The 26114-nt window shown below is 65.4% G+C and carries 26 protein-coding genes; 15 read left to right on the top strand and 11 right to left on the bottom strand.

Annotated features, from left to right (window positions below; genetic code table 11):
• The first annotated feature begins 61 nt into the window (after positions 1 to 61).
• The gene (leuS, locus tag G531_RS0109905) at positions 62 to 2536 is read left to right on the top strand and encodes a leucine--tRNA ligase (protein ID WP_026927138.1); all 2475 of its coding nucleotides are present in this window, start codon (positions 62 to 64) and stop codon (positions 2534 to 2536) included.
• Positions 2537 to 2542: 6 nt separating this feature from the next.
• On the opposite strand, the gene G531_RS0109900 is transcribed toward leuS, so the two are convergent.
• Complete coding sequence (locus G531_RS0109900; protein ID WP_211221816.1) at positions 2543 to 3223, bottom strand: maleylpyruvate isomerase family mycothiol-dependent enzyme; 681 nt, start codon at positions 3221 to 3223, stop codon at positions 2543 to 2545.
• An 86-nt stretch (positions 3224 to 3309) separates the two neighbouring features.
• Between G531_RS0109900 and G531_RS0109895 the strand changes: the two genes are divergently transcribed.
• Both G531_RS0109895 and G531_RS25675 read left to right on the top strand, forming a co-directional pair.
• On the top strand, positions 3310 to 3741 hold the full coding sequence (locus G531_RS0109895; RefSeq protein WP_026927136.1) for a MarR family winged helix-turn-helix transcriptional regulator: 432 nt from the start codon (positions 3310 to 3312) through the stop codon (positions 3739 to 3741).
• A 34-nt stretch (positions 3742 to 3775) separates the two neighbouring features.
• Positions 3776 to 4039 (top strand): hypothetical protein, encoded by a 264-nt coding sequence (locus G531_RS25675; protein ID WP_145978779.1) that lies wholly within the window; start codon positions 3776 to 3778, stop codon positions 4037 to 4039.
• Positions 4040 to 4050: 11 nt separating this feature from the next.
• Here the strand turns inward: G531_RS25675 and G531_RS21715 are convergent, their stop codons facing one another.
• Positions 4051 to 4392 (bottom strand): hypothetical protein, encoded by a 342-nt coding sequence (locus G531_RS21715; protein WP_051215320.1) that lies wholly within the window; start codon positions 4390 to 4392, stop codon positions 4051 to 4053.
• Between the two features lie 387 nt (positions 4393 to 4779).
• On the opposite strand from G531_RS21715, the gene G531_RS21710 reads away from it, so the two are divergent.
• From G531_RS21710 to G531_RS0109860, 5 genes are all read left to right on the top strand, one after another.
• Positions 4780 to 5382, top strand: a complete 603-nt coding sequence (locus G531_RS21710; protein WP_081684010.1) for a helix-turn-helix transcriptional regulator — start codon at positions 4780 to 4782, stop codon at positions 5380 to 5382.
• 103 nt (positions 5383 to 5485) lie between these two features.
• On the top strand, positions 5486 to 6442 hold the full coding sequence (locus G531_RS24555) for a helix-hairpin-helix domain-containing protein (protein ID WP_051215318.1): 957 nt from the start codon (positions 5486 to 5488) through the stop codon (positions 6440 to 6442).
• Between the two features lie 76 nt (positions 6443 to 6518).
• Positions 6519 to 7271: a ComEC/Rec2 family competence protein gene (locus G531_RS0109870; RefSeq protein WP_026927133.1), complete on the top strand. Its 753-nt coding sequence runs from the start codon at positions 6519 to 6521 to the stop codon at positions 7269 to 7271.
• Positions 7272 to 7597: 326 nt separating this feature from the next.
• Complete coding sequence (locus G531_RS0109865; RefSeq protein ID WP_026927132.1) at positions 7598 to 8491, top strand: hypothetical protein; 894 nt, start codon at positions 7598 to 7600, stop codon at positions 8489 to 8491.
• Positions 8492 to 9145: 654 nt separating this feature from the next.
• On the top strand, positions 9146 to 9910 hold the full coding sequence (locus G531_RS0109860) for an ETX/MTX2 family pore-forming toxin (protein ID WP_026927131.1): 765 nt from the start codon (positions 9146 to 9148) through the stop codon (positions 9908 to 9910).
• 225 nt (positions 9911 to 10135) lie between these two features.
• Here G531_RS0109860 and G531_RS25670 read toward each other — a convergent pair whose 3' ends face one another.
• Together G531_RS25670 and G531_RS0109845 are read right to left on the bottom strand one after the other, a co-directional pair.
• Complete coding sequence (locus G531_RS25670) at positions 10136 to 11146, bottom strand: hypothetical protein (protein WP_145978780.1); 1011 nt, start codon at positions 11144 to 11146, stop codon at positions 10136 to 10138.
• 78 nt (positions 11147 to 11224) lie between these two features.
• The gene (locus G531_RS0109845; protein ID WP_145978781.1) at positions 11225 to 11419 is read right to left on the bottom strand and encodes a hypothetical protein; all 195 of its coding nucleotides are present in this window, start codon (positions 11417 to 11419) and stop codon (positions 11225 to 11227) included.
• Between the two features lie 557 nt (positions 11420 to 11976).
• Between G531_RS0109845 and G531_RS0109840 the strand changes: the two genes are divergently transcribed.
• The 6 genes from G531_RS0109840 (at position 11977) to G531_RS0109810 (ending at position 19275) form a co-directional block, all read left to right on the top strand.
• The gene (locus tag G531_RS0109840) at positions 11977 to 13752 is read left to right on the top strand and encodes a hypothetical protein (RefSeq protein WP_145978782.1); all 1776 of its coding nucleotides are present in this window, start codon (positions 11977 to 11979) and stop codon (positions 13750 to 13752) included.
• A gap of 77 nt (positions 13753 to 13829) precedes the next feature.
• Positions 13830 to 14696 carry a hypothetical protein gene (locus G531_RS0109835; RefSeq protein ID WP_026927126.1) on the top strand — a complete coding sequence of 289 codons (867 nt, stop codon included), beginning with the start codon at positions 13830 to 13832 and terminating at the stop codon, positions 14694 to 14696.
• Between the two features lie 294 nt (positions 14697 to 14990).
• Positions 14991 to 15683: a hypothetical protein gene (locus G531_RS0109830; RefSeq protein ID WP_026927125.1), complete on the top strand. Its 693-nt coding sequence runs from the start codon at positions 14991 to 14993 to the stop codon at positions 15681 to 15683.
• A 29-nt stretch (positions 15684 to 15712) separates the two neighbouring features.
• Positions 15713 to 16279 carry an RAD23 family protein gene (locus tag G531_RS25665; RefSeq protein ID WP_145978783.1) on the top strand — a complete coding sequence of 189 codons (567 nt, stop codon included), beginning with the start codon at positions 15713 to 15715 and terminating at the stop codon, positions 16277 to 16279.
• Positions 16280 to 16666: 387 nt separating this feature from the next.
• Positions 16667 to 18784, top strand: coding sequence for a DUF262 and DUF1524 domain-containing protein (locus G531_RS0109815; protein WP_026927123.1), 2118 nt, complete (start codon positions 16667 to 16669; stop codon positions 18782 to 18784).
• Positions 18785 to 18927: 143 nt separating this feature from the next.
• Positions 18928 to 19275: a hypothetical protein gene (locus tag G531_RS0109810; protein WP_026927122.1), complete on the top strand. Its 348-nt coding sequence runs from the start codon at positions 18928 to 18930 to the stop codon at positions 19273 to 19275.
• A gap of 76 nt (positions 19276 to 19351) precedes the next feature.
• On the opposite strand, the gene G531_RS0109805 is transcribed toward G531_RS0109810, so the two are convergent.
• On the bottom strand, positions 19352 to 19615 hold the full coding sequence (locus tag G531_RS0109805) for a hypothetical protein (RefSeq protein ID WP_026927121.1): 264 nt from the start codon (positions 19613 to 19615) through the stop codon (positions 19352 to 19354).
• A gap of 152 nt (positions 19616 to 19767) precedes the next feature.
• Between G531_RS0109805 and G531_RS0109800 the strand changes: the two genes are divergently transcribed.
• A complete protein-coding gene (locus G531_RS0109800) occupies positions 19768 to 20382 on the top strand; it encodes a class I SAM-dependent methyltransferase (protein WP_026927120.1) in 615 nt (204 codons plus the stop codon).
• Positions 20383 to 20412: 30 nt separating this feature from the next.
• Here the strand turns inward: G531_RS0109800 and G531_RS0109795 are convergent, their stop codons facing one another.
• The 6 genes from G531_RS0109795 to G531_RS0109770 all read right to left on the bottom strand — a co-directional run bounded on the left by G531_RS0109795 (position 20413) and on the right by G531_RS0109770 (position 25983).
• Positions 20413 to 21936 carry an MFS transporter gene (locus tag G531_RS0109795; RefSeq protein WP_081684008.1) on the bottom strand — a complete coding sequence of 508 codons (1524 nt, stop codon included), beginning with the start codon at positions 21934 to 21936 and terminating at the stop codon, positions 20413 to 20415.
• Positions 21933 to 23177 carry an NAD(P)/FAD-dependent oxidoreductase gene (locus tag G531_RS21705; protein ID WP_035758483.1) on the bottom strand — a complete coding sequence of 415 codons (1245 nt, stop codon included), beginning with the start codon at positions 23175 to 23177 and terminating at the stop codon, positions 21933 to 21935. Before G531_RS21705 ends, G531_RS0109795 begins: the two co-directional genes overlap by 4 nt.
• A 149-nt stretch (positions 23178 to 23326) precedes the next feature.
• Positions 23327 to 23866, bottom strand: a complete 540-nt coding sequence (locus tag G531_RS0109785) for a 3-phenylpropionate/cinnamic acid dioxygenase subunit beta (protein ID WP_035758482.1) — start codon at positions 23864 to 23866, stop codon at positions 23327 to 23329.
• 27 nt (positions 23867 to 23893) lie between these two features.
• Positions 23894 to 25252, bottom strand: a complete 1359-nt coding sequence (locus G531_RS21700; protein WP_051215317.1) for an aromatic ring-hydroxylating oxygenase subunit alpha — start codon at positions 25250 to 25252, stop codon at positions 23894 to 23896.
• A gap of 93 nt (positions 25253 to 25345) precedes the next feature.
• Positions 25346 to 25525, bottom strand: a complete 180-nt coding sequence (locus G531_RS0109775) for a hypothetical protein (protein WP_145978784.1) — start codon at positions 25523 to 25525, stop codon at positions 25346 to 25348.
• A 23-nt stretch (positions 25526 to 25548) separates the two neighbouring features.
• Positions 25549 to 25983: a hypothetical protein gene (locus G531_RS0109770; protein WP_026927116.1), complete on the bottom strand. Its 435-nt coding sequence runs from the start codon at positions 25981 to 25983 to the stop codon at positions 25549 to 25551.
• Positions 25984 to 26114: the final 131 nt, after the last annotated feature.

Raw genomic sequence — 26114 nt, 5'->3', positions numbered from 1 at the left:
ACCCGGGCCGCAGGGTCGGGTTGGGATAGGATCACCGCGTTCGTCGGGACAGGGAGAGATTTTGACCGAGCAGGTACACCAGACCTACGACGCCGCCGCCGCCCAGCAGCGGTGGCAGGCGTTCTGGGCCGAGGATCGCACATTCGTCGCCGACGATGCCACCACCCGGCCCACCCGCTACGTGCTCGACATGTTCCCCTACCCCTCCGGCGATCTGCACATGGGCCACGCCGAGGCGTTCGTGATGGGTGACATCGTCGCCCGCTACTGGCGTCTGCGTGGCTTCGAAGTGCTGCATCCGATCGGCTGGGACTCCTTCGGCCTGCCCGCCGAGAACGCGGCGATCAAGCGCAACGCCCACCCCGGGGAGTGGACGTACGCCAACATCGAGACCCAGGCGAACTCCTTCAAACGCTACGGCCTGGCCATCGACTGGACCCGCCGACTGCACACCTCCGACCCGGAGTACTACCGCTGGACCCAGTGGCTGTTCCTCAAGTTCTACGAGCGCGGCCTGGCCTACCGCAAGGACTCCTTCGTCAACTGGTGTCCGACCGACCAGACGGTGCTGGCCAACGAGCAGGTCGTCCAGGGCATGTGCGAGCGCTGCGGCAGCCCGGTCACCAAACGGCAGCTGAACCAGTGGTATTTCCGGATCACCGACTACGCCCAGCGCCTGCTCGACGACATGGAGCAGCTGGAGGGCGGCTGGCCCGATCGCGTCCTGGCGATGCAGCGCAACTGGATCGGGCGCTCGGAGGGGGCCCACGTCCAATTCGCCATCGAAGGCCGGGAGGAGCCGGTGACGGTGTTCACCACCCGACCCGACACCCTCTACGGCGCCACCTTCTTCGTGGTCGCTCCGGAGGCGGCCCTGGCCGCCGAGATCGTCACCGACGAGCACCGCGCCGAGTTCGAGGCCTACCTGGAGCAGACCAAGCGAGCCACCGAGATCGAGCGGCAGTCCACCGACCGCGAGAAGACCGGGGTGTTCCTGGGCGTCCACGCGATCAACCCCGCCAATGGCGCCAAGCTGCCGGTGTACGCCGCCGACTACGTGCTCGCCGACTACGGCACCGGCGCGGTGATGGCCGTCCCGGCCCACGACCAGCGCGACCTCGATTTCGCCAAGAAGTACCGGTTGCCGGTGATCAAGGTCGTCGAGACCGGTGAGGCCGACCCGGCCGAAACCTTCGTCGCCACGCCGGGCGACGGGACCTATGTGAACTCCGGGATCCTGGACGGGCTGACCGACAAGGCCACCGGGGTGAGCACGATGATCGACCGGCTGGAGGCCACCGGGCGCGGCACCCGGGCGATCACCTTCCGGCTGCGGGACTGGCTGCTGTCCCGGCAGCGGTTCTGGGGGTGCCCGATCCCGATCATCCACTGTCCGTCCTGTGGCGAGGTCCCGGTGCCGGAGGATCAGCTGCCGGTGGTCCTGCCCGATCTGCGGGGCGAGGATCTGGCTCCGAAGGGCACCTCTCCGCTGGCCGGCCCGGCCGCGACGCAGTGGCGCGAGGTGGCCTGTCCGCGGTGCGGCGGGAAGGCCGAGCGGGACACCGACACGATGGACACCTTCGTGGATTCGTCCTGGTACTTCTTCCGCTACTGCTCGCCCGGCTACACCCAGGGGCCGTTCGATCCCGCGGACGTGCGGCGCTGGATGCCGGTGGACCAGTACGTCGGCGGCGTGGAGCATGCCATTCTGCACCTGCTCTACATGCGCTTTTTCACCAAGGTGCTGCACGACATGGGCATGGTGGACTTCGTCGAGCCGATGCGTCGTCTGCTGAACCAGGGCCAGGTGATCAACGAGGGCAAGGCGATGTCGAAGTCCCTGGGCAACGGGGTCGACCTCGGCGAGCAGATCGACGCCTTCGGGGTGGACGCGGTGCGAACCACGATCGTGTTCGCCGGTCCGCCGGAGGACGACATCGACTGGGCCGATGTGTCCCCCAGCTCGACGGAGAAGTTCCTGCAGCGGGCGTACCGGATCGCCGGGGATGTCACCAGCGCCCCGGGCACCGATCCGAGCACGGGCGACCGGGCGCTGCGCCAGGTCACCCACCGGACCGTGGCCGAGGTGGCCGCCCTGTTGGACGACCACCGGTTCAACGTCGTCGTGGCCCGGTTGATGGAGCTGGTCAACGCCACCCGCAAGGCGATTGACTCCGGGGTCGGCGGGGCCGACCCGGCGGTCCGGGAAGCGGCCGAGGCGCTCACCATCCTGCTCAGTGTGGTGGCCCCCTATGTGACCGAGGAGATGTGGGAGATCCTCGGGCATGCCCCGTCGGTGGCCAATGCCGCGTGGCCGAGCGTCGATGAGTCGCTGTTGGTGCAGGACACCGTCACCTGCGTGGTGCAGGTGCAGGGCAAGGTCCGCGCCAAGCTGGAGGTCGCCGCGGACACCTCCGAGGCGGAACTGGAGCGGTTGGCGCTGGCCGATCCCGGCGTCCAGCGAGCCCTGGAGGGACGCGAGGTACGCAAGGTGATCGTCCGGGCACCGAAGCTGGTCTCGATCGTCCCGGCCTGATCCGGGTCAGACCGGCTGGACCGGGACGCCGTCGAGTTGGGCGAGAGTCGCGGTACGCCCGACCACGACCATGAACAGCGCGAGCATCGGTCCGCGGACCACCGGGCCGTCACCCATCGACCAATCGACATCGGTCGCGGTCAGGGTGACGCCGGTCAGCGGGGGCGCGCCGACGACCCCGAACCGGTCCCGGCGACGAAACAGCCACGACCCGGTGGCCGCCCACGCCGCGACGCGGGGCTCGACGGCCAGCGTACGGCCCAGGGGGAGGGCGATGTCCTGACTGTGGGCCAGGATGTCGGTCAACGCTTCCATCGCGGACAGCCCGAAGTTCGGACGCCGTGTCGCGGCGAGGGCGCGCAGTTCGGCAAGGATCTGCGGCAACGGAACCTGCGCGGCCTTCAACTGGGCCGAACGCCGGATCAGGGTGTTGGTCCCGCCGCCGCGGTAGTACTTGACCGCCAGGGTCAGGAAGTCGCGCAGGCCGAGCCCCTGCAGGCTGACGTGGGCGGCGACATCGCGTACCCGCCAGCCGGCACACAGCGAGGGCGTCGCCAGCTCGGCCTCGGTGAGGGTCTCGAGCAGATCGGCGGTGGCCAGGCGAAGTGCGGAGACGGCGCTCCAGATTGCATCATCGCTGGGTCGGGACAGGGCCAGACCGGACATCGACGGGGTGGGCTCAGGCATGACGACCTCGGATCTCATGAGCAAGTAGTTCGATGTGCGAACCATTTTAGTTCGTTTTTGGTACTATCTGCAAGAGGGAGGCACCCATGAGTGAACCGTCCATCCTGGTGCTGATGTACATCGCCCAGCGATCGGCCGAAAATCGGATCGTGACCGCGATCCAGGACGCCGGCTATGACATCACGCTGGCCCAGGCTCGGGTGATGGCCCGGATCAATCCCGAGGGTACGCGGCTGTCGGAACTGGCCGAGGCGGCCCAGATCACCAAGCAGACCGCGACCGCGCTGATCGACCGCCTGGAAACGGCCGGGTGGGTGGAGCGGGTGCCGGACCCGACCGACGGGCGGGCCCGGCTGGTCCGGCTGACGGCTCAGGCGTGGCTCGGCCCGGGCCCGCTGGCGCGGGCCACCGAACGCGCGATCGAAGCCGAGTGGACCGAGCAGCTGGGGGAGCCGTTGATGGCCGAACTGCGCCGGGCGATGCTCTCGCTGCGCGAAATCACCGATCCGTACCGGTAGAGTCCGCGGCGTCCGACCCGACCCAGGAGGAACCATGCCGATAGGTGCCGCAGAGATCCTGGTGATCCTGCTCCTGCTGGTCCTTGTCGGCATCGTGGGCGTGGGGATCACTGCGCTGGTGCTGCGGCGCCACCGGAATCGCCAGGCGCCGCCGTCGGTCCCCCATGGTGGCCGGGCCGGAATCGCCCGGCCGCAGGGGGCAGTACCCCCGCACGGGACTTCCGCGCCCGTGGGTCCGCAGGACGGCTTCTCCGGCCCGCAGGGCTCCGATCCCTGGGGCCGGTCACCGGATCAGTGATCGGGGCTCGCTCACCTGCCGGAGGAGGCGGCGAGGATTCCGGCGGCCACGAGAATGATGATGTACAGCACGAGGCCGATGATGTAGATGATGCTGAAGATCTTGCCCAGCAGGTAGCCGGTCTTGAGGTTGCCGCCCCACTGGTAGGGGGCCCCGGCGGCGATCTCCTTCTTGGCCTTGCCGCCCAGGTACCAGGCGATGAACGCGCAGATGCCGACGAAGATGCCGACGATGCCCAGGATGAAGGTGGTCTGGGCCTGCGGGTGTTCCTGCAGTTGTCCGGTGCCGTAGGCCTGGCCGGCGTAGGGCTGCTGATCGTACGCGCCGGGCTCGGCGGGCTGGTAGTTCGACATATTTCCTCCATGCATCGTGGTCGGCCGGCCCGGGATCGGGCAGCAGCCAATCAGGGACAAGTCCCTGGCGGGGTGGTTGAGGGCCGTGCCGATGGGCAGCGGCGAATGAGTCGCGGTGGGCTCGGGAGGCGCCGGAGTGGGGCCGGCGGGTCTTTGCGGTCCTGGTGTGCGAGGGGACCGGTGAACGGCTGTGCCCCATAAATCTAGAGCCCGGTCGGGTCGGCCACAACGGTCCGGGGCCCGCCCAGCGGTCGCGGGGTTGGGGGACAGCCGTCCTCCCGGTTCGTTGACCAATTGGTGTGCGGGCGGCTCCGACCGGGCCGAGAGGTTGCCCACAGGCAACCTTCGGGCACGGGCCGGGGCGCGCCGCCGACCTACAATCGGACTATGACTCTTGGTCCGTCCCCGGCTGCTGACCCGAGCGTACGCCTGTCCTCGGCCCGCGCCGGCGTGCTGGCCTGTCTGACCGAGCAGGGGACGGCGATGAAGGTCAAGGAGATCGCCGCCGCGAGCGGACAGCACCCCAATACCGTGCGGGAGCATCTGGATGCACTCGTTGCCGAGGGGCTGGTCGAGGTTGCCCCGACCGATCCGCAGGGCCGCGGGCGGCCGGCGCTGAGCTATCGGTTGGTGGGGGAGGTCGGAGCTCCCGGGCTGGCCGAATATCGGCAGTTGATCGCGATCCTGGCGGCCTATCTGCGTCGGACTGCGCCGGATCCGGCGGCGGCGGCCTTCGAGGCCGGGGCGGAGTGGGGCTCGGCCGGTTCGAGTGCGCTGCTGCCGTGGTTGGCACAGTTGGGGTTCGCCCCGCGGGAGAACGAGGACGGGTCGCTGCTGCTGACCCGGTGCCCGGTCCTCGGGGCGGCGCGCGCGGATCGGGAGATCGTGTGCGGCATTCATCGTGGCGCGATGAGCGCCAAGACCGGGACAGAGGTCGCGCTGGAGCCGTTCGTTGCCGATGGCTGCCGGGTGAGCTTCCCGCGGGATTGAGCCCGGACGGCGACCTTGTCCACAACCTGATGTCGTCGCAGGAGTTGTCCACAGGTAGTTGGACCGACCGCACGGTTTCGTGCCGCGTGGCCATCCTTCGAGCATGTCTCGTGCCACCCACGGGCCGCTGTCGGATTATGTCCGCGAGCGGCTTGAGCTGATTGCGACCCCGTCGGGTCCGGACCCCTTGCCGGACGTCGAGCGGTCGCTGCCGGATCCTGCCGATATCCCGACCCGGATCGTGCCCCCGCACCAGCGGCCGGGCGGCCGGAACCAGCTGAGCACCGAACACACGGTGGTCACCGAGCATCCCGCGGCCGAGGGCGCCGCAGCGGGGCCGGAACCGGCTTCGGGTAGCGAACCGCAGGCTCAGGTCCGGGCCGGCGGGGTCGTAGACCGGCTGCGCGGGTGGGGCTTCGAGCGGCGGCATCTGATGGTGCTGGGCGTGATCGCCGCGATTGCCCTGGTGCTTTCGCTCTATCTGGTCCTGCGGGCGAAGCCGGTTCCCGTCCCGGCGGCCGCCGCCGTGGTGACCGAGTCGGCCGCTCCCGCGGTGAGTGCCAGCGCCACACCGAGTCCGCAGCAGATCACGGTGCATGTGGTCGGCGCGGTGAAACAACCCGGGGTGGTCCGGCTCACTTCCGGGGCCCGGGTCATCGATGCCATCGAGGCCGCCGGCGGATTGACCGGCGATGCTCGCCCGGGGGAGTTGAACCTGGCCCAGCCGGTCAGCGATGGGCAGCAGGTCGTGATCGGCTCGGCCGCCACGCCGGGTGGGCAGGTACGCCAGCCCGAGGGCGACGGCGCCGGGAGCGGTGGGGGCGGCAGCGGCGGGGGCGGGGGTGGCAGCGGTACGCCCGGGCCGGGCCAGAAACTCAACCTGAACAATGCGACCCAGGCCCAACTGGAGTCGCTTCCCGGGATCGGGCCGAAGACGGCGGAGAAGATCCTGGCCTGGCGCAAGGAACACGGCAGGTTCACCCGGATCGAGGAGCTTCAGGAGGTGCCGGGAATCGGCGCCAAGACCTTTGCCGAACTCGCACCGCATGTCACGGTCTGACCCCGCGGGTCCTGAGCGCCCGGCCGGGACATCCCCGGACGATGCGGCCGGGGCGTCGGACTCAACCCGCCGCCGCGTGGATCTGCGCCTGGTGCCGCTGGCCGTCGCGGCCTGGGCCGGGATGTGGGTGGCGACCAGCGGCGTACCGGGGGCTGTGCTGGGGGTCGGCGCGGCGGCACTGCCGGTCCTGCTGCTCGCCCGGCTGCGGCGCAGTTGGCTGCTCGCGGCGGTGGCGCTGACCCTTGCGGTGAGCGCAGCGATCGGCGGCCTGCGCAGCGACCTGGTCACCTCCTCCTCGCTGCGCCACCTCGCCGAGGACCAGGCAGTGGTGAACCTGGAACTCACGGTGCTGACCGATCCCCAGCGGCGCTCCGGCCGATTCGCCGATTCTGCGGTGCTGACCGGCGAGGCCCGCGAGGTGAGCGGGCGCGGGATGCGGGACCTGGTCCGGCAGCAGGTCGTGGTGCGTGGCTCCGGCGACTACCTCGACGGGGTGTTGGACGCCCGCGTCGGCACCACGCTGGAGGTCCGTGGCCGCCTCCGGGTGCCGGACCCGGGCGTACCCGAGGCTGCGATCCTGACCTTGAACGGCCCGGTGCGTACGCTCGCCGAGCCGAACGCGGGACTGCGGCTGGTGGAACGCGTGCGCTCCGGGCTGCGGGCCTCGGTCAGTGAAGCCGCCGAAGAGCCGCGGGCGCTCCTACCTGCCCTCGTGCTGGGTGATACCTCCCGGATGCAACCCGAACTCACCGAGGACTTCCGGACCACCGGATTGACCCACCTGACCGCCGTCAGTGGAGACACCGTTGCAAACAAGGATGAGTGTTAGCTGGGCAGGTGCTAACAGACTGCCTAGGCATGTTTCGCCCAGTCGTTCCACATGCGCACAGCCCGGTTACGCCGGGGGCGGTGCTGGTCCGAATGGCCGCGACTAGGTCGAGCCAACGACCCGGGCCGGTCACTCTCATCTTCCCACGATCACCGACGAGCCCTCAATACGCCGGCTTCCGGGCGTGGCTCGGTTCAGCGCGACTTCGCTCCTGCCCGGCGACGGCCGCTGCCGGAACCGCTCCGACGTAGGCTGAGTGGGGCGGCGGGCCGTGCCCACCGACGAGGCCGGGGCGGAGGCGGACACCGCTCAACAGCCAGGCACAGATGCTGTTCTACGACGGGGGACGGGGATTCATGGACGCGACGGCGGAGCCGGTGGGCTCCCTGCTCACCCGCGTACCGGGTCGGGCGCAGCCGCGTGCCCAGGCAGTCAAGGAGTTCGAGAAAGCAGTCGCCGCACTGAAGAAGCGCTATCGGCGCGAGTTCTGGCCCCTCTTCGTGCCGAAGGCGGAGGATATCTACCGGTGGCAGATTCAGCTGGAGTGTGGCTGCGTGCGGGAAGTCTTCACCCGCGGCAAGGACTCCTACCCCGATCAGCACGGCGACACCGACCCCTTCACCGAGCGGCGGCTACCCGCTGGCGAATACTGGTGCAGTCAACACCCGGTGGTGCGGCCCTACCAGGACATCGTGGAATGGTACGAACGCGAGATCCACGAGTTCCCGGCCGATCCCGAGGAACCGCAGCACGACATGAGCCCCGAGATCTGGGCGGTGATCCGGCACTCCGAGCCGCACTCGTCGGCCTCCTGGCGGGTGCAACTCGCCTGTGGACACGCCTGCAGAGTCGCGACGGATCTCGACTTCACTCCGGAGGGCGGACCGCGCCTGGTCTCGACCGTGCGCCGTGACGAGATGCGTCAGGAGTTGGAGGACTATTGGGCGGCGGAAGGGCCGCGTGCCTGGCCGGAGGAGGGGCCGCGGCGTGATCACCTGCGCCGAATGCTTGATCTCGGGTTCCCCCTGCCCGAGCCCGATCGGGAGTGCTGGGCGTGCGCCTACGCCAAGAACGTCACGGGCTATCAGCGGATTGGCTGGTTGGTGCCCCGGACCAAGACCGCGGCGCCGCCGACCCAGCGGGAGCAGCTCGCCGCGGAGTTGGCGAAGGCGGAGGCCGAGGTGCGGCGGCTCCGGCGCAAACTCGAGGACGAGGGTTAGGCGGAGAGAACTCGCCGGGCGACCGCTCCAGCAGGGCGAACGGTGCCTCGATTCCTGCCCACCGGTGGCTCTGGGTAGCCGTGTACGGCCCTTCGCCAGCTGCGTTCCACTAACGATGAGACCCTGACGGGCTCGCGACAGCATGACGAGCAGAACGCGCTGCTCCTTCGTCAATGCGTCTCCTTGTCCACTGCGGCTGCCCGGGACGTGACGTTCCTCCAATTCGCCACAACGAACACCCAGTCGAACTGCTGCCCCTTGCCGTTGTGGGCGTTGAGCATGTCGACGGCGCTTGAAACTGGTCAGTTTCGGCGGCGTTACTGTCTACTCCTCAACCGCCATCGACATGTGATGCAAGGCATCTAGGATGCGGAAGAGCGAGGCACACACAGGCCATTTGCGGCGCAATGGAAGCAAATTTCTCGAGAAAAGTCAATAGATTCCCCTGATTTTGAGATGCCAGGAACGCTTTTTTGCTGAGACCTCGGCGGCGGCGGCGAGCGTCGGGTAGGTGCTTTTTGGCGCACGGAGATCCGACCGTTGAGCGAGGGATCGGCTAATCATCGGGGGCGCAGGGAGATTGGAGAAACCCTGCTGATAGCGTCACGTGTGCGTGCTTTAGGTGCCCGCCACAGAGGTCGAAAGGACCAGTAAATGGACGCAATCGATGTGAACGCCCAACTCCGAGCCGCTCTGGCTAAACGTTGGGTCAGCAAAATAGACGGGCACCCCTCGCTCGACGGCTCTACGATCTACGACTGGGACACCTCGAAAGTCGCCCTGCACCTCATCGAAATTGACTATGACGATTTCGCCGGGCATTTGACCAAGACCCCGACGGTCTTGTCCGAGGCAGAATTCGACAATGCGGCGGACGCGACGATCACGCACCAGATCAGTTACTCCAAGCAGATCACCGACACCTACGAGTGGGACGTTCGCAGCGGGCTGAAGCTGACCGCCGGAGGGAAAGTCACTGTCGGACTGCCGCTCATCGGGGAGGGAGAGTTGTCGACGTCTGCCGAGGTCAGCTTCGAGGGCGGCTACAAATCAGGTCACACCGAGACCGTCACCTACGCCGGTGAAGACACGATCACGGTGCCCCCGCACACCAGTCTCAAGGCCCAGGAACTCCTCTCCGTCGGCAAGCTGACCGGCGTCCCCTTCAAGGCCACCGTCCAGGCCTATGGTCAGGTCGGTGTCCAGTTGGGCTGGGGGTCGGGCGTCGACGGACCGACGAAGATCTGGTTCTGGGGTGATCTGGACACCGGCAAGGGGTGGACCGACCCTGGCCTCCGCCCGCTGAAAAAGCTGCCCCTGGAGAGCGCTGATCGGCTCTTCACGTTCTCGGGCGTTTTCGGCGGATCGGTCGGAATGTACGTGCACGTCACGACCACTCCCACCATCGCACCGAGGTAGATCCGGTTCCGGTGAGGACCTGACACGTGCGTCACCATCCAGGTGTCGGGTCTCCACCGGCCCCCGCACCTCGGAGAGCATCGCCTCTCACGTTCTGGATCTATCCCCAGCGCGTGAGAAGCGACGCTCTCCAGGGTGAGTAGGTACACGCGGTCAGTAGTCGTCGGGACGGAGTGTCGGATTCGTGTGCCGGTTTGGTCGGTGTGCCCACCACGTGTGCGGGGTTTATGGCCGCCAGGTTTGGTGGCGTGCCTGCCACGCGCGCCACTCGGTGTAGTTCATGTCGGGTCGCTCGCCCTTGGGGAGCGTGAGGGTGCGGAAGGGCTCGGACTCGTCGAGCCACTGTTCGGCCCACTCCACGTAGGTTCGGAGTTCGTCGAATCGATCGCTGTTCTCAAACCGGGCGAGCGATTCGCGCAGCCTCTCGACGGTGACCCGCAACTCCTGGTGATGGCGGACTTCGGTGTGGAGGGCGTCGAGGGTCTGGACCCACTCGCCGTACTGGGCAGCGCGCCGGAGCTGGGTCTGTTCGCGCTCGAGCGCTGCGGCCTGCTCGATGGCGCGCGCTCGCCGCTGTTCCTCCTGCTCAATGACCACGTCGGTCATCGTCTGGATCATGACGAGCGCTCGCGCAAGCTTGTCCTCGATCCGGGTGACCGCTGTGTCCTCGAGCACCAGAGAGCCATACGAGTTGGCCCCGACCTCGAGTCTCATCCGATCTGTCGCCACAAGATCGGTGCGCCGGTACCAGCGATAGCCGGAGCGCCGTTCTTGCTCGAGCTCGTCCTTCGTCGGCACATGGGGCACTTTTCGTTGCTTCATCCGTAGCCGGATCGCAGCCGGCTGGTGACCGGCGTCGACGGTGAACAGGTCTTGGCTCGGCCAGGTGCGTGTCTTCGAGCGTCCCCAGGAGGAGCTGTGATGTTCGGACAGCACAGGGGTGACAGTCCAGCCCCGACGGAGCGACTCCTGCACGAGGGCATGCAGCATCCGCAGCGCACGCTGCCGTTGATCTACGGGCACCTCGAGGCGGCCCTTGTTGTCGACCAGCTCGCGGATGGCTCGATGGGGCTTGCGGATCTGGGACGGAATCGGGATCCGCTCATCGCGTGACGGCGGCTTCGACCGGCCTTCCGCGCCGTCGGCGCCGTCTGCGCCGTCGGCGCCGTCTGCGCCGTCTGCGCCATCGGTGGGCTCGGTTTTCGGAGGAGCGATTTTCTGGACCGACTCCTGCACCGTGGCGGGTGCGGATGGCCGTGCGGCCGTGGACCTTCGTTGTGGCTCAGGCTCGACCTCGTCCGGGTATCGACCGTACTAGAGGTAGTACGCGCCGAGCTCGGTGAGCGACGCGTGCCAGCGCCCGCGGCGACGATCGATGGTCACAAGCTTTCTGTTGCTCAACGCCGAGGCGGTGGTCTTGAACGTCGGCGTCACCGGGGTCGCCGTGTCAGACCCCTCGGAGACCCATCTGAGCACCGCGAGCTGCGCGTCGTTCACCTTGCGATTCATGCCGCCAGTCTGACCGCTGACCGTGCTCGGCACGCCCGCGGAGGGGCGTTGACTGGGGCGATTCAGCCAACGTGTCAAATGCCAGAACGGTCGTCGGCCCAGTGGCAGGAGAGGCCCTTGGTGGGCGGATTCATCGCGGGCTGGCTTCCGTGAGAACGGACTCGCGTGGACGTCACCTGGACGCCGAGAAATTGGCGCCCCCCGACTGGCTGAGTAGAAAATCCTCCAAGTGCGCATCGTGGAGAGGCGTGGGGGATGTAGTGCTTCGAGACTAGCACGGAGCAGTTCGACTGCCCACACGCCAACCCTCCGTGTCAGACTCGCCTGACCAACGATTGGACTCCGTCCGACGTCCTCAGGTTCAGCCACGCTCACGACGGAGAGCCGATCACCCGTCGTGCGCTGAACGGTGCTCCACGGCCGTGAGCACTTAGCCTTGCACGTGCGCGAACCGAGGGCGTGAATCGTCTGCCGCATTGATGGCAGGGCAAGGCGTCGGCATCCTCACCAAGGCGCCGGACCTCAAATCAGACGTTCGGGCCTCTAGCCTTCTTCTCATGGAGAATCCGCTGCATCGAGACCACGGGCCACTGGTGGTCTGGGACAGGATCGACCGGGACGCCTTCGAGCGATTGGTCGAAGCGCTCATACCCCTGCAGCACCCTGACGCTGATGTCCGAATCATCAATGGGCGCGGGGGAGACGGAGGACGTGACGCGATCGTCCGCGAGGTCGATGGGCGGACGATCATCTACCAACTGAAGTTCTTCCCCGACGGCTTCGACGGCAAGCACAGGGAACGGCGCAGACAGATATCCAACCCGGCGAAGAGCCCCAGCCAATGGGGTTCACTGGAGCGCGCCCTCGAGCACCAGCCCGACGAATGGATCTTGGTTGCACCCTGCAATCCGACGGTCAGCGGGTGCGCATGGATCGAGGAGCTTAAAAGGACTTACGCGAACCGGGTCAAGATCACGTTCGTCGGGCGGGCCCAACTGGACGGACCGAAGTGGTGCGCCGGGCATCAGGACGTGGTGCGCTCCCAGATGACCCGTGACGAGATGTTGGCCAAGATGCAGATCGCCAACCGGGAACGCGATGTCCTCGCCGGCCCCAATGATCTGAGCGAGCGGCTGCAAGCGCTTGGCAGCGTCGTGGACGACATCGACCCCGCCTGGACCTGGGATTTTGCGCGCATGGGCGACACGACCATCCAGACGTTGAGGCCCAAGCACTCGGCCGCCGGGCAAACCAATCCAATTCACCTCAAGGCCATGGTGCACTGCGATGACGATGACCCACACCTTGCGGCTTTCAGACAGGCGGTCGACTTCGGGTCGTTCACCGCTGTGGCACTACCGGGTGAGTTCGTCAGCGAGCTCGAGATCACCGGATCACCGCTGGTCGAGAGGGAGGAACTGAACCGCACCCTCGAGAGAATCGAACTCCACCCAGCGACAGGGATTCCACCCACGCCCATCGCTCTCGCGCTTCGTGACGAGGGCAACGCCCAGTTCGCCACCACCATCAGCAGAGACAACCGCATGTCACACGGCAGCCGCGGCATGACCTTGGAGCAGAAGCTGCACGGTGCACTGACGTTGACCTGGCGTCTGCCGACTGACATGGCCGAGGTTGTCAGTATCGGGATCGAGTTCGACTCGAACAAAGCTGTTGATGCTGGCGAACTACTGAAGGCCATACAACTGACGCGCAAGCTCTCCCAGGCGGCGGCGATCGAGCTGCAGATCGACGGAAAGCCGTTCATGCGCGGACAGTTCACTGAACCGTCCCAGCTGGGCATTGCCCGCCACGCAGACGACAATCCGGAATGGGAGGAAGTCGTCGAGGACCTTGCTCATGTCCAAGAGGCAACCAGCACGTACTTCCCGATCCCGGAAACCTTCGCGACGATGGACCGCATCTGGCTGCGAGTCCTTCGACTCGCGCTGCAGGGGAGGATGAGCTTCTGCCCCGAACGAAAACGGCTCACGACGAGCTTCCAGCCCTCCGATGCAGAGCATGCCGGCGTGGCTCGGCTTCTCGCGGGTGAGAAGGTGCTGCTGATGTCGACGATGGAGATCGAGCTGCCCCTCGAGGAACACAGTATCCGGCTGCCTGAACTGACCTTCGTCATGCGCAGGGGCATCCTGCAAGATGCCGACACAGTGGGGGCAGGGCTCGCGGCTGGCAGACGCATGCCTGCGGTGATTACCTCTCACGATGATGAGCCTTTGGTGGTGTTCATCCGATCACGCGTTCCGGAGGACATCGAAATTTGCCCAGAGCCTTGGGGGCTGACCGGAGTCAAGGAAGCGACAGCTTTACGTTGATGTTTGTTCCGGCTGGGTTCGCCGGATCGTCGATCACGGGTAGGACAGCTCTGGCCATGCCCTGAAAGAATAGGCCCATGGACACCCCCAGTCCGGCAGAGGGCACGCTGCTCACCCGCATACCGGGTAGAGCGAGACCGCGAGCTCAGGCGGTCAAGGAGTTCGAGGAGGCAACCGCCGACCTCAAGAAGCGTTACCGGCGTGAATTCTGGCCGCTGTTCGTACCGGAGGCCACCAAGATGTACCGGTGGCGCATGCAGTTGGAGTGCGGCTGTGTGCATGAGGTCTTCACCTCGGGCAAGGACTCGTACCCGGACCAACACAGTGACATCGACCCATTCACGCGGCGCCGGTTGCCCGCCGGCGAGTACCGGTGCCATGAGCATGTGATCGAGCCGCCCTACCGGGACATCGTGGAGTGGGGCGAGCGTGAGGTCCGCGAGTATCCCGTCGATCCCGAGGAACCGCTGGATGGTATGAATGCGGAGATCTGGGCGATGATCAGACACACCGAGCCCTACTCCAGGGCCACCTGGCAGGTGAGACTTGCGTGTGGACACGTCACCGACGTGCCAACCGATGTCGACTTCACTCGCGAGAACGGACCGCGACTGGTCTCGGTCGAACGTCGGGACGAGATGCGTCAGGAGTACGAGGAGTACTGGGCGAGCGAGGGACCCACGGCTTGGCCGGCGGAGGGTCCGCGGCGCGACCACCGGCGCCGGATGCTCGACCTGCGGTGCCCGTGCCCCGAACCGGCCCGGGAGTGCTGGACCTGCGCGCACACCAAGAAGGTCATCGGCTACCAACGCATCGGCTGGCTCGTACCCCGGCCCAAGCCAGTTGCCCCGCCGCTGTCCCAGCGGGAGAAGCTTGCAGCGGAGTTGGCGAAGGCTGAGGCCGAGGTCCGACGCCTACAGCGCCGACTCGAGGACGAGGGATAGGACGGATCGACTGGCGTGCCATAAGGAGGTACGACTCAGGATGGGGCTCACCGATGCGGCCGGGCGCACCAGACCGATCTCGGCTCACCGCTGGTGACTGTCCTCAACCGAATGAATGGTCAGAGGCTGTTCACGCGCTTTCTTGGATCCTTGTCCGGGGCAGCGGGCGGACGACACGATGCCGCCCTCGCGCCTCGGCTTCGGGTCTCTCAGTCACCCCGGTCACCTCAGGCAGCCAGAAATGTCAGACCCTCTCCCTAGCGTGATCAGGACAGCAACAGGAAGAGGAGAGCCGTGCCCGACATTCCCATCGCGATCTCGCGACTCGGTGAGGATGACTCCCGTGAAGCGCAGAACCTGCGGGCAGTTACGTGGCTGCTCGCTCAGTCCGGAGGCCCCGTGGTCGTCGTGACTCCACGGCGGTCCGTGAGGAGTGAGAGCATCGCCCAGCTGATCGCTCGACCCGATGTGCGGCACCACACTTGGCGCGGACACCGCGGCGGTCACTACGGCGGCCAGCGGGTCCTTCAGGCGTGGCCTGATCGCACGCATCTGAATGATGTGTGGAATGTCGAGGCCGACGCGATCGCCGTGATCGAGTGGAACCTCGAGGTGACCGCAGAATGGATCGCGCACCTGAACCCCGTACAGCTCTTCCCGGGGGAGACCATCACACCGTCGCCCGCGCAGCATTCTGCCGTGGATCCGCTCCCTGAGGACGTCGACGGCATCCTCAAGCACGTCGCAACGATGGCGGCCGGCTACTCCTCGGGCCTCAAGTGGAACGAGGAGGACAAGCTCAAGGCCGACATGATGAACCGACCCGGTCGCTGGGTGTCGGTCACCGTGGGGCAGGTCCGAGCCAGGTGCCTTGAGCTGGGGATGCGCGGCAAGGATGTCGACACCATCGCGGGTTTCCTGCAGCGCCGTAAAGACGGCCGTCGTTTCAACGTGCGGTCGTCCTACCGCGACTTCCGCTTCAACTGATTCAGCCGCCAGCTTCAGAGAGAACCCCCATGACCAGCACGTCACCCACGCCCACCGGGCTGCATCCTGCTCTGTCCCGACAACAGGATTTCGCTCTGCCGGAAAGGGCGTCGTCGGCTCGGAACCGGCTGCGCGACTCCATCAAGGCCATCCGAGGGATGCGCTGCAAGCGGATGTCGGCTCTAGGAATTCTTCTGGGTCTGGCCCTTTCGGGTTGTGCCGCGTCTCCGCCCGCAGACAGGGTCCCGATGCGCCAGGCGTCGGCAGCTTCGCCGACGCCTTCCCCCGCGCGAGCATCGACGCCGGCGAAGAGCCCCTCCTCGACGCCGAGACCCTCGACGGTCAAGACCAGCGGCTCCTTTGAAGCAGACATCAAAGCACTGGGAATCGTCCCTGACGACATGGGGTACTACACGTCCTATTTGAAAGAAGGCATCTGCCAGCAGACCGGCATCGACTTTGCCATTGCCGTGCGGAGTATCGGCCGTGATGGGCCCGCCACCGGTGGCGGTCCGGACGTCGTTCGCCTGACGGTCGCGTACTTCTGCCCCACCAGGGCGGCGGCCGTGGAGAACGAGCTCGCGTACGTCACCTGACCTTCGAGCAGGGGGTAGGGCCTCGATAATTGGCTGATTGCCGAAAAATCCCCCACGTGCGCATCGTGGAGAGTCGTGGGGGATATCGAGCTTCGAGCTACCACGGCGCAGCCGGATTGCGCCCGCACCGACGCCCTGACGTCCTGAACCCGAGGACGCGACGCACTCGGGGTCAGGGACTCGTGTGGCCGCTCATCGAGCACACCCCAGCGGGATGGCTGGAGAACGGTCGAACCGACATGACCGTGACTGCCCTTCCGGTACCGTCTCGGGCACAGGGGCTGGGATCCCTGAAGATTCGTGCGGGCTGTGGTCCGGAGCCATTCGGTTCGGTGCGGTGGGCCACCGCGGCCGCGGGTCGACAACGAGCACGGGAGAAGGAACGGGATGAAGGCTGTTGACGCGCACCTGCTCACACTCTTGAGGGCCAGTAACCAGTTCATTGTGCCGATCTACCAGCGGTTGTACTCCTGGGGAGAGGCGGAGTGTGCCCAGCTGTGGGCGGACATCATTCGGGCAGGGGCGACCTCGAAGCTCGGCTCCCATTTCACGGGCTCCATCGTCTACGTCGCTAAGGATCAATCGACCAAAACTTCGGCTGAGCCGGATCTGATCATCGACGGTCAGCAACGGGTGACCACAGTGACGCTCATCCTGGCGGCCCTGGCAGCCCGGTTGGAGACACTCCCCGACGGCCAGCGGGAGCCGTTGGATGGCTTCTCGCCGAAGAAGATCCGAAACCGCTTCCTGATCAACGACGACGAGGAGGGGGAGCGCCAGTTCAAGCTGATCCTCTCCCAGAGCGACAAGGACGCCCTGATCGACATTCTTCAGCGCGTGGAGCGTCCCACGGATCTTGAACCGCCCCGAGACGCTGGCACTCGGGTCCTCGAGAACTACGAGTTCTTCGTGCGGAAGTTGAGTGATCCAGACCTCGACCTTGCCCTCGTCTGCAAGGGGCTCGACAAGCTCGTCGTGGTCGACGTTCAACTGCAGCGCGGCGTTGACAATCCGCAGCTGGTGTTCGAGGCGATGAACTCGACCGGCAAGAAGTTGTCTCAGGCCGACCTCATCCGCAACTACGTGCTGATGGACCTGCCTCCCAAGCAGCAGGAGAAGCTGTATAGGTCCTACTGGCGTCCGATGGAGCTTGAGTTCGCCGGTGCTCAGGAGAGTCAGTTCGACGAATTCGTCCGGCATTACCTCACCATCAGGTCCGGAGAGATCCCGCGCCTCGATGACATCTACGACGCGTTCAAGGATTACGCTGCAGCGTTCACCAAGGCGGACGAGACGATCGAGACGTTGGTTGTCGAACTGCGGCAGTACGCACGCCGGTACTGCGCGATGGTCCTCGGCAAGGAGCCGGATCCCGGGCTGCGGCGGGCCTTCACAGACCTGGACCAGGTCAAGGCCGACGTCGTGTACCCCTTTCTGCTCGAGGTCTATACCGACTACGAGTTGGGTACCCTGACCCGCGAGGAAGTTCTCCACATCGTCCAGCTGGTGACCTCGTACATCTTGCGCCGCGCGGTCTGTCGGATCCCGACCAACTCGTTGAACAAGACTTTCGCCGGGTTCAGCGCAGCTGTGCGCAAGGACAGGTACGTCGAAAGCGTTGAGGCCAAATTTCTGAGCTTCAAGAGCTACCGCAGATTCCCGACCGATGCAGAGTTCGTGACCGGTCTCAAGACCACCGACCTCTACAATTTCCGCCGTCGCTCGTACTTCTTCCGCATGCTGGAGAACTACGGCCGTAAGGAGCATGTCACGATCGAGGACTACACGATCGAGCACATCATGCCGCAGAACGAGAACTTGTCACCGGCCTGGAGGACGGCCCTCGGCAACCAGTGGCAGGAAGTGCAGGCGACGTACCTGCATACCTTGGGCAATCTGACCCTGACCGGGTACAACTCCGAGTACTCCGACTCCGCGTTCACCAGGAAGCGGGACATGGAGGGTGGGTTCAAAGACAGCCCGCTTCGGTTGAACAGGGGGCTGGGAAACCTGGAAACCTGGAATGCCGAGGAGATTCTGGGCCGTGCTGAGCGCTTGGCCGCAGACGCCCTGAAAATCTGGATCCGCCCCACCCTGCCGGCCGAGACCCTGACAGAGTTCGAAGGGAAGCGGGGGAACGCAGGCTTCACCATCGAAGACCACCCCCACCTCCTGACCCAGCCCAGGCGAGCCCTGTTCGAGAAGTTCAGCGAAGAAGTCCTGGCCCTTGACCCAGGCATCACCCGTCAGTTCCTCAAGGTCTACGTCGCCTTCAAGGCCGAGACGAACTTTGTCGACGTTGTGCCGCAGAAGGCCAGCCTGCGACTCAGCCTGAACATCCCTCTTGAGGCGCTGCGCGACGAACGCCGACTTGCGTGGGATGTCAGCGACAAGGGCCATCGGGGCAACGGTCCGACCGAGGTCGGACTGGATGAGGACTCCGACCTCAATTACATCCTCGGACTGGTCCGTCAGGCCTTCGAGTTCCAGATGGGTGGGGAATAGGGGCGCGTCATCATCAGGATGGCAGTGTTCACGCTCCACGAGACACGGCTCCGAGCGGAGGCAAGATGCCGAGCGCCGAGGCAGACGCAGCCGCCCCCGCGGTCCTGTGACCCCTGCCCGGACCACGGGGTGCGGTGAAAGGCATGTTCGGCTCGCAGGGTACCAACCTGAACCGGATCGGCTTCTGGTTCCTGGGGGACGGGGACGAGCAGGAACCGCGCTGCGGCGAGGGGTATTCGCTGCGGCCCTCCAACGGGGCCTTTACCTGTCCGCTGTGCGAGGAACCGCGCACCTTCCGCTACCACAACAACCTGCGGCACCACCTGAACTATGCGCACCCGCAGCCGGTGCCCTGCCCGGAGTGCGGCGAGGAGTTCCCGCTGCCCGGGCTGCCCAGCCACCGCCGCAACAAGCACGGCGTCAGCGGGCCGCACCCGTCCGAGGAGGGAACGGCGACCGAGGGGGAGCCGCCGACCGAGGAGGTCTCGTAGGGCCGGCCGGGCTCGCCGGTGGTGACCGGTGCCGCACCCGGGGTCCGCGCCCGGCGCAGGAACTCCCGGGCTCGGCTCAGGCGGTGTCCCCGCGGTGGCGGTCCGCGCGTGCCTGCGCCGCCCGGACCGGAAGGGGGTGCGTGATGATGCCGGCCCGCTGGGCGGCGATCGCGGCGGCGACCGCGGAGCCGGCCTCGACGGCCTCGCGGGGGATCGGGCGGATCGCGATCGCGGCAGCCGCGGCTGCGGAGATGCGCGCCGGCCGGTGCGCGGACCTGGTTGCGGGAGCCTGCTCGGACACGACCGGGTCACGGTCCGCGGTGCAGCTGCGTTGTGCCATGTCCCCGCCCGTCCGATCGATCGACTGTCTATCGATAGTCTATCAATAGGGAAAGCGATAGGGAGAGTGATTTGTCGGCGGACCCGGGGCGGGGCTCGTACGAGTGGGGCCGTAGGGTCGCCGCCGGAGACGCATCGAACACGGGGGAGTCCATGGCGATCGAGCGAGTGCGCCGCAGCTACGGGGCACGGGCAGCGGAGTACACGGAGCTGCTGGGCTCGGTCAACGCGATGACGGCCGAGGACCGGCAGCTGATCACTGCGTGGGCGGCGACCGTTCGGGGTCGGGCGCTCGATGCCGGGTGCGGCCCGGGGCACTGGACGGCGTTTCTCGCCGAGCACGGCGTGGCCGTGGACGGGGTCGACTTGGTGCCGGAGTTCGTCGCGATCGCGACCGCACGTTTTCCGCACCTGCGGTTCCGGGTCGGGGACCTGGAAGCCCTGGAGGTCGCCGACGACGCACTGGGCGGGATCCTGAGCTGGTACTCGGTGATCCACACCGAGCCGGAGCGCGTGCCGGGGATCCTCGGCGAGTTCGCGCGCTGCCTGCGACCGGGTGGCACCCTGCTGCTCGGCTTCGCCACCGGGCCCCGCAGCGAACCGTTCGACCACGCGGTGGTCACCGCCTACTTCTGGCCGGTCGACGCGATGGCCCACGAACTGGTAGGCGCCGGCTTCGAGATCGTGGAGAGCCGAACGCGCACCGATCCGGGCAGTCGCCCGCACGCGGCGATCCTGGCCCGGCGTTCCGAGCCGACTGCGTCCTGAGGGCCGGAGGACATATCGCCTCATGCCCAATCAACCCGGGACCCGCTCCCTTCGAGCTTCATGTGAGCGAGCGCCGACGAGTGCGATAGCGCTCCCCAAGGCGGCAAGAGTGAGAAGCAGAAACGCGAACAGGAAGCCGTGTTGCAGGGCCGCAAGATTGAAGCCCGGACCGGTGCTGGCGCGATAAAACGCGCTGCGCTCTGCGGGACTGAGTTGGCTGGTGGCCAGTGCAAGACTCACGGCTATGCCCACCATGCCGCCGATGTTCATCAGAGTAATGCGTAGCCCATTCACCGCGCCGATCTCATCCTCCGCGGCGTGCTGGACGATCAGCGTGGAGCTCGCGGTCCCGAAGAGTCCACCACCCAGTCCAATCAGCAACAACGTGAGGGCAATGGCGAAGAAGGGCGCGGCACTGGCAACACAGACGGCGAGAAATCCTGCACCGATCGCCGTCCCGACACTACCCACCGCACCGGCGACGACCAGTCCGAACCGCATAATCACGCGGTTGGCCAGGACGGACCCAATCGTGACTCCGATCGGCATCGGAATAACCTTCAACCCCGCAACCAAGGGACTGTCGCCGAGAACGATCTGAAAGTACATACCCATCAGCGCAATCGTCGCAAAGCGTGGGAGGACGCTGAGAACTCCACTCAGATTGGCCATGAGGAAGCTGCGGCGACGGAGTAGGTCCAGCCGTAGAATGGGGTGATCGGTTCGCCGTTCGATGAACACCAAGATGGGTGCCAGCACGATGAACATGGCAAACCCGAAACCGACCTGCAGACTCAGGGGACCGTACGTCTGAACAGACGAGATTCCGCAGAGAAGTGCCACCAGCATTGAGGCCGCAATTACCGCGCCCGGAACATCCAGGCGCTGCGCCGAGGACGTTGGGCGTGTTGGCAATGCGCGGAGAGCACGGGCCCCGAGGAACCAGCAGAACACGCCCAGTGGAACCTGGGCCCAGAAGATCCAACGCCATCCCATCGTTGCCGAGAGCAGCCCGCCCAGGGTGGGTCCCAGTACCTGCGCCGTCGAGATCCCGGCGAGATAGATGCCCATCGCCCAAGCCAGTCGATTACCTCCGAAGACTGACCCGATGATGGCGCCGGTGTTGCTCATCACGCATGCAGTACCGACACCCTGGAAGGCGAGAACGATGATCAGCATAGAGGCCGAAACGCTGGCTCCCGCAAGAATGGCACCGACAGTGAACAGGGCCAAGCCGGTGAGCAGCATGGCACGACGCCCCACCATGTCGGCTACCCGCCCCAAGGTCACCAGCAGGCAGGTCGAAACCAGAACGGAGATCAACAGCAACCACGTCGATTCCAGTGGTGTGGGTTCAAGACCCCGGGCAACCGTCGGCAGTGAAATGGAGAGGATGTTGACGCTCATGGACACCATGACGAGACTCAGCGTGACCAGGACCAAAATGGCCCGTTCCGACGAGGTTGTTGGTGGGGAAGCTGTGCGCGGTGGCGCGCTCGCCTCGGACTTCGTCGCTCGGCCCGGCGATGGGCAGTTCTCGTCTGTCGTCGTCATCGCACTGGACTGGCCATACTCGGAGATGTGCCCTTCGCCAGACGTTTGATATCGGTGCAGGGGTCGGCAAGCGCAGCTGGGTCGACGATGGAGCCCTTTTCAATCAGAGTCTTGCCGGCTCGCACCTCGCGGGGATGGCCGATCCCGGTCACAGCACGTACGCGCGACGTCTCGTCCAAAAAGAAGACCAGGAACGAGGCGACATCGGACCTACGGAATACAACCCGGTCGCTGGGCTCAATGCGGCCGAATCCCTGGTAGGTCAGGTTGTACTGGTCGGACCAGACGTAGGGCACCGCAGTCTCTTCGGTCGGGATCCCGCCCAGGCTTCGACCCACCGCATCGCCGTGTCGCTGGGAAGAGTCCCAATGCTCAATCCGACCCCTACGCCGAACAAATCGTTGATCGCGCACTGTGACGTCGCCAGCGGCCCACAACCAGGGTAGGGAGGTTCTCCCGAATGGGTCCACACTGATTCCTCCGGGGCATTCCAGCCCGACTCCTCGGGCGAGGTGCGTGTTGGGGACCACCCCGACCCCCACGACAACGGTGGCCGCCGGCAAGCGACGCCCGTCGATCAGCTCAACCCCTTCGACTTCCTCGCTGCCGAGGAACGCAGAGACACTTGACTCGGTGACGAATTTGACTCCGGCATCGAGGTGCAACGAGGTGAACAGTCTTGCGACGGCGGGGCCAACGACTCCCTGGAGCGGTAGCGGAGCCAGTTCGACCACCGTCACGTCGAGTCCGAGGCTGCGCGCCACGGCGGCCAATTCGAGCCCAATAAATCCACCGCCGACGATCACCAGCGGCCCGCCAGCCTCGAGCCGGGAAGACAGACGCGAGGCGTCGGCCGAATTCCGCAGGTGCACAACGTTCGCCAGGTCTCGGCCTGGAACGTCAAGGCGCCGGGCCGAGACTCCTGTTGTCAGAAGTACTTGATCATGTCGTGACTGCTGACCGTCATCGAGGGTGATGACGCGCTCTGTGCTCAACGACCTGACTCCCGCTCCCAGACACAGGTCGATCTCGAGATCGGAGTACACCTCGGCGGCGGCGATCGGCTTCAGAAGACCGGGTCGATCGGCCAAGGCCTTCGAGAGAGGCGGGCGCTCGTACGGCAGATTCGGATCACGGTCATAGAGCGTAATCGTGCCGCGGAAGTCAGCCTTACGCAGCGCGAGCGCGGCGGCAACGCCTGCGGCACTGGCACCGATGATTGCAATGTTTTGCACAGCCACAGTGGACTCCTATGTATAGCAATGTCAGGGAAAGTGCGGCGGCCGGGCTCGCATTCAAGTCCTGGCGGAACGCCAGCGGGCACCTTCGGTTTCAGGGCGTCACCCCGCACAGGGGATCCCCCTGAAACCGAAGGTCAGGAGAGCGACGCTCAAAAGAAGTTGCTCAAGTTCCGGGACAACAGAACCGTCTGATCGAGGAAGATGTACCGTCGTGCGATCCTCAAGCCTCCGTCCGTCTGGCGAAGGCGATCTTGACGCCGGCCCACCCACTGATCCACCTCAGACTTGAGCCGGGTGCGATACAGGAGGAAATTCGAGGAGACTTCCAACTCATCCTCCTCGATCTGCTTGATCTGGACATTGGTAATCAGGTGTCGGGTGCGTGATGGCGGATCCTCTGCCCAGGCGGTGCCCGAGTTGAACTTTCGTGCCCGCCCTCTGAGAATCTCCTTCGTGTCGTCGAAGAACGCCATCTCGCCGGGTTTGGTGAACTCCTTGTCCAACTGCCGCCGCGACATCGTGCGGCGAATCGGCATGAAATAGTGGGTGTCTTCGGTGAACAGGTCTACCCAGTGGTCATACTGGTGAGCATCCAGTAGTGCCGCCTCCTCGTAATAGAATTGCTCGACCTCGTGCTGCAACAGAAGAGTTTCGATGGTTCTGATGTCGGATCGCTCTGTGATGGTCATAGCTTTGCTCCTTGTCTTTCAGGGGATTCACATCCGGTCGCCCGGGGTGGTTCGGCGCAGCAGCTCATCCCAACTGGCGCCCGAAATCCAGGCCTGCCACGAGGCGTATTGCCACAGTTGCGGATGTTCGTTCAGGGCCGACTCGATACGTGCCAGCCCGTGCTCATGAATGACCTGCCCGTGGCCAATATTCATTTTGAGCAAATGGGGGATTTGGGAACTGTGCTCGCCGTAGGAGTGCATCGTGCCCTGAGCCCAATTTTCACCATCTTCTTGCTCCAAGATGCCTGCGGGCCCGAACACATGCGTCTGATGGGCCAGGAGCATGGCCTTCTCCTCATCACTGGCGTTCTTGGGACGGAACCCCCACCACCAGATCTCTGTCTTGTTGGCGGCTCGCGGGATGCGCACGCTGACCTGTCCCGATGAGGTCACGATCCACAGGTGAGGAAAGATGCTTGGGTGGCCGTTGGCCTCCATCCCGACCGGTCCAACGGCTTCGACGAAGCCCGGCCGAGTGCGCCATGGCCGCGGCGTCGCCTCGTCTCGCGGGCCGTTCCGAGGCCCCCCGATGTAGTGACCGTATTCGCCCAGGACGGTGACACAGTCGGTGACGGTGAACCGCCCCTGGGGCAGCTGCTCGATCCGCTGCCCGTCCGGGGTCTTTGCGCCACCCCCATCGACGATCTCCTCCTGCACTCGCAAGCCGGGCAGCACGTCAGAAGACACCGCCGACATGTGGGTGATCTGCGGGTGATACCAGTCAGGGATATTGTCGGTGGGCAGCTTCCAGTTGCAGTCAACGATGAACTTCTGGACTCCTGGGATGACCTCCATTTCGTCGGCGCGCTCCGCCAGCAGGTCGATGCTCAAGCGCCCCGTGGCACCCAAGAACTCCTCCAGCGGTGGTGCCGTAGGATCGAACGTCGCGAACACAAAGCCCTTGTAGGAATCGAGCTGAGACACCTTCTTCAGGCCATGCTTCGACTTGTCCAGCCGATTTCCGTAGTAGGTCTCCATTCCTGGGACACCGACGAGGTCGCCCGCCAGATCGAAGGTCCAGCCGTGGTAGGTGCACATGAAATTGCGCGTGTTTCCCTCCTCGGCCCGGCACACCGCGTTTCCGCGATGGGTGCAGGTGTTGAGGAACGCCTTGATGGATCGGTCACGCTGCCGCACGACCAGCACGTTGTCGCGACCCATCGTGGCTTCAAAGAAGTCGCCGGGCTTGGGGATCTGCGTTTCGTGGCACAGGAACAACCAGGCCCGCCCGAAAATCTCGCGCATTTCGAGTTCGAAAATTTCCTCGTCCACGAAGATTCGGCGATCGATCTCACCGGTGTCCAGGCGGATCAGTTGTCGGATATCATCCGATGCGATGGTCATGGAATTCCTCCAGGGTGTAGTGTTCTGATGCTTGAGGCTACGGTGCTGAAACTCGTCGTTTCGCGAGTGGATTTCACTGAGCGGAAACGACTCTCAATCGACCGTGATGAGTTGGGTGAAATCAATCGCGAAGACCCTGGGGTCGACAGGCAACCGGTCGGGGGCGATGAAGTCCGACTTGGGAGCGACAACGCTCTCCACGACGAAGCCTGTCTCGTTCGCGGTATCGAAGTAGCAGAACTCGGCGACCCCGCCGCGGAGGTCCGAACCCATGTGTTGAGGGTGCCCCATCTTCGTCATAGACGTGACGGACTCGTCCCAGTCTGATCCGGAATTGGTGACGAACAGCAACATGTGGTGGATGCCCGGCCCCCCTTCAGGTCGCGAAACCCCACGTTGTAATCGCTGGGCCCGCGGGTGGGCTGAATGACCTCGAATTGGAAGTCTCCGCAGGTTCCCATCCCGGTGAAGTACGCGTGGTCGACCTTCTCACCCCGAAAGTAGGGCGCGTCGAGGCTCCCCAGACACGCCTGCCAGTGGCTGATCGGGAAGTCGGTGCAGCCCAGGATTCGGTGGTACTCAGGCAAGGTGGACATCAGGTCGTTGATGACCACCCCGAAGTGAGAGACTCCGATGACCGGGAACGGCTTGGCCCCGTCCGGGCGCGTGTAGCGATCGGCAACGTTGACGTCTGAGCCCGCCGTCCGGGCGCCGGCCTTGCGGACCTCCACCAAGAATCCTCCCAACGCCTGCCGTGTGTCGTGGAAGTGAAGCGCCCTGGGTCTGATGGAGACTCGCGCTATTTGATTCCGACCAGCAGGTTGCGGTCGTTGGGGACAGCATAGAACGCGTTCTCGAACTC

Source organism: Granulicoccus phenolivorans DSM 17626 = NBRC 107789 = JCM 15570 (assembly GCF_000423085.1).
GTDB classification, from domain to species: domain Bacteria; phylum Actinomycetota; class Actinomycetes; order Propionibacteriales; family Propionibacteriaceae; genus Granulicoccus; species Granulicoccus phenolivorans.
The sequence above is the reverse complement of the archived record's forward strand: the minus strand, read 5'-3'. Positions and strand labels throughout refer to the sequence as shown.

What these genes read in the sequence shown, in the direction of transcription:
- G531_RS0109900 (WP_211221816.1), bottom strand. Translation starts at nt 3,223, where the DNA reads ATGCCTGAGCCCACCCCGTCGATGTCCGGTCTGGCCCTGTCCCGACCC.
- G531_RS0109895 (WP_026927136.1), top strand. Translation starts at nt 3,310, where the DNA reads ATGAGTGAACCGTCCATCCTGGTGCTGATGTACATCGCCCAGCGATCG.
- G531_RS25675 (WP_145978779.1), top strand. Translation starts at nt 3,776, where the DNA reads ATGCCGATAGGTGCCGCAGAGATCCTGGTGATCCTGCTCCTGCTGGTC.
- G531_RS21715 (WP_051215320.1), bottom strand. Translation starts at nt 4,392, where the DNA reads ATGTCGAACTACCAGCCCGCCGAGCCCGGCGCGTACGATCAGCAGCCC.
- G531_RS21710 (WP_081684010.1), top strand. Translation starts at nt 4,780, where the DNA reads ATGACTCTTGGTCCGTCCCCGGCTGCTGACCCGAGCGTACGCCTGTCC.
- G531_RS24555 (WP_051215318.1), top strand. Translation starts at nt 5,486, where the DNA reads ATGTCTCGTGCCACCCACGGGCCGCTGTCGGATTATGTCCGCGAGCGG.
- G531_RS0109865 (WP_026927132.1), top strand. Translation starts at nt 7,598, where the DNA reads ATGCTGTTCTACGACGGGGGACGGGGATTCATGGACGCGACGGCGGAG.
- G531_RS0109860 (WP_026927131.1), top strand. Translation starts at nt 9,146, where the DNA reads ATGGACGCAATCGATGTGAACGCCCAACTCCGAGCCGCTCTGGCTAAA.
- G531_RS0109845 (WP_145978781.1), bottom strand. Translation starts at nt 11,419, where the DNA reads ATGAATCGCAAGGTGAACGACGCGCAGCTCGCGGTGCTCAGATGGGTC.
- G531_RS0109840 (WP_145978782.1), top strand. Translation starts at nt 11,977, where the DNA reads ATGGAGAATCCGCTGCATCGAGACCACGGGCCACTGGTGGTCTGGGAC.
- G531_RS0109835 (WP_026927126.1), top strand. Translation starts at nt 13,830, where the DNA reads ATGGACACCCCCAGTCCGGCAGAGGGCACGCTGCTCACCCGCATACCG.
- G531_RS25665 (WP_145978783.1), top strand. Translation starts at nt 15,713, where the DNA reads ATGACCAGCACGTCACCCACGCCCACCGGGCTGCATCCTGCTCTGTCC.
- G531_RS0109815 (WP_026927123.1), top strand. Translation starts at nt 16,667, where the DNA reads ATGAAGGCTGTTGACGCGCACCTGCTCACACTCTTGAGGGCCAGTAAC.
- G531_RS0109810 (WP_026927122.1), top strand. Translation starts at nt 18,928, where the DNA reads ATGTTCGGCTCGCAGGGTACCAACCTGAACCGGATCGGCTTCTGGTTC.
- G531_RS0109805 (WP_026927121.1), bottom strand. Translation starts at nt 19,615, where the DNA reads ATGGCACAACGCAGCTGCACCGCGGACCGTGACCCGGTCGTGTCCGAG.
- G531_RS0109800 (WP_026927120.1), top strand. Translation starts at nt 19,768, where the DNA reads ATGGCGATCGAGCGAGTGCGCCGCAGCTACGGGGCACGGGCAGCGGAG.
- G531_RS0109795 (WP_081684008.1), bottom strand. Translation starts at nt 21,936, where the DNA reads ATGACGACGACAGACGAGAACTGCCCATCGCCGGGCCGAGCGACGAAG.
- G531_RS0109785 (WP_035758482.1), bottom strand. Translation starts at nt 23,866, where the DNA reads ATGACCATCACAGAGCGATCCGACATCAGAACCATCGAAACTCTTCTG.
- G531_RS21700 (WP_051215317.1), bottom strand. Translation starts at nt 25,252, where the DNA reads ATGACCATCGCATCGGATGATATCCGACAACTGATCCGCCTGGACACC.
- G531_RS0109775 (WP_145978784.1), bottom strand. Translation starts at nt 25,525, where the DNA reads ATGGGTTCGGACCTCCGCGGCGGGGTCGCCGAGTTCTGCTACTTCGAT.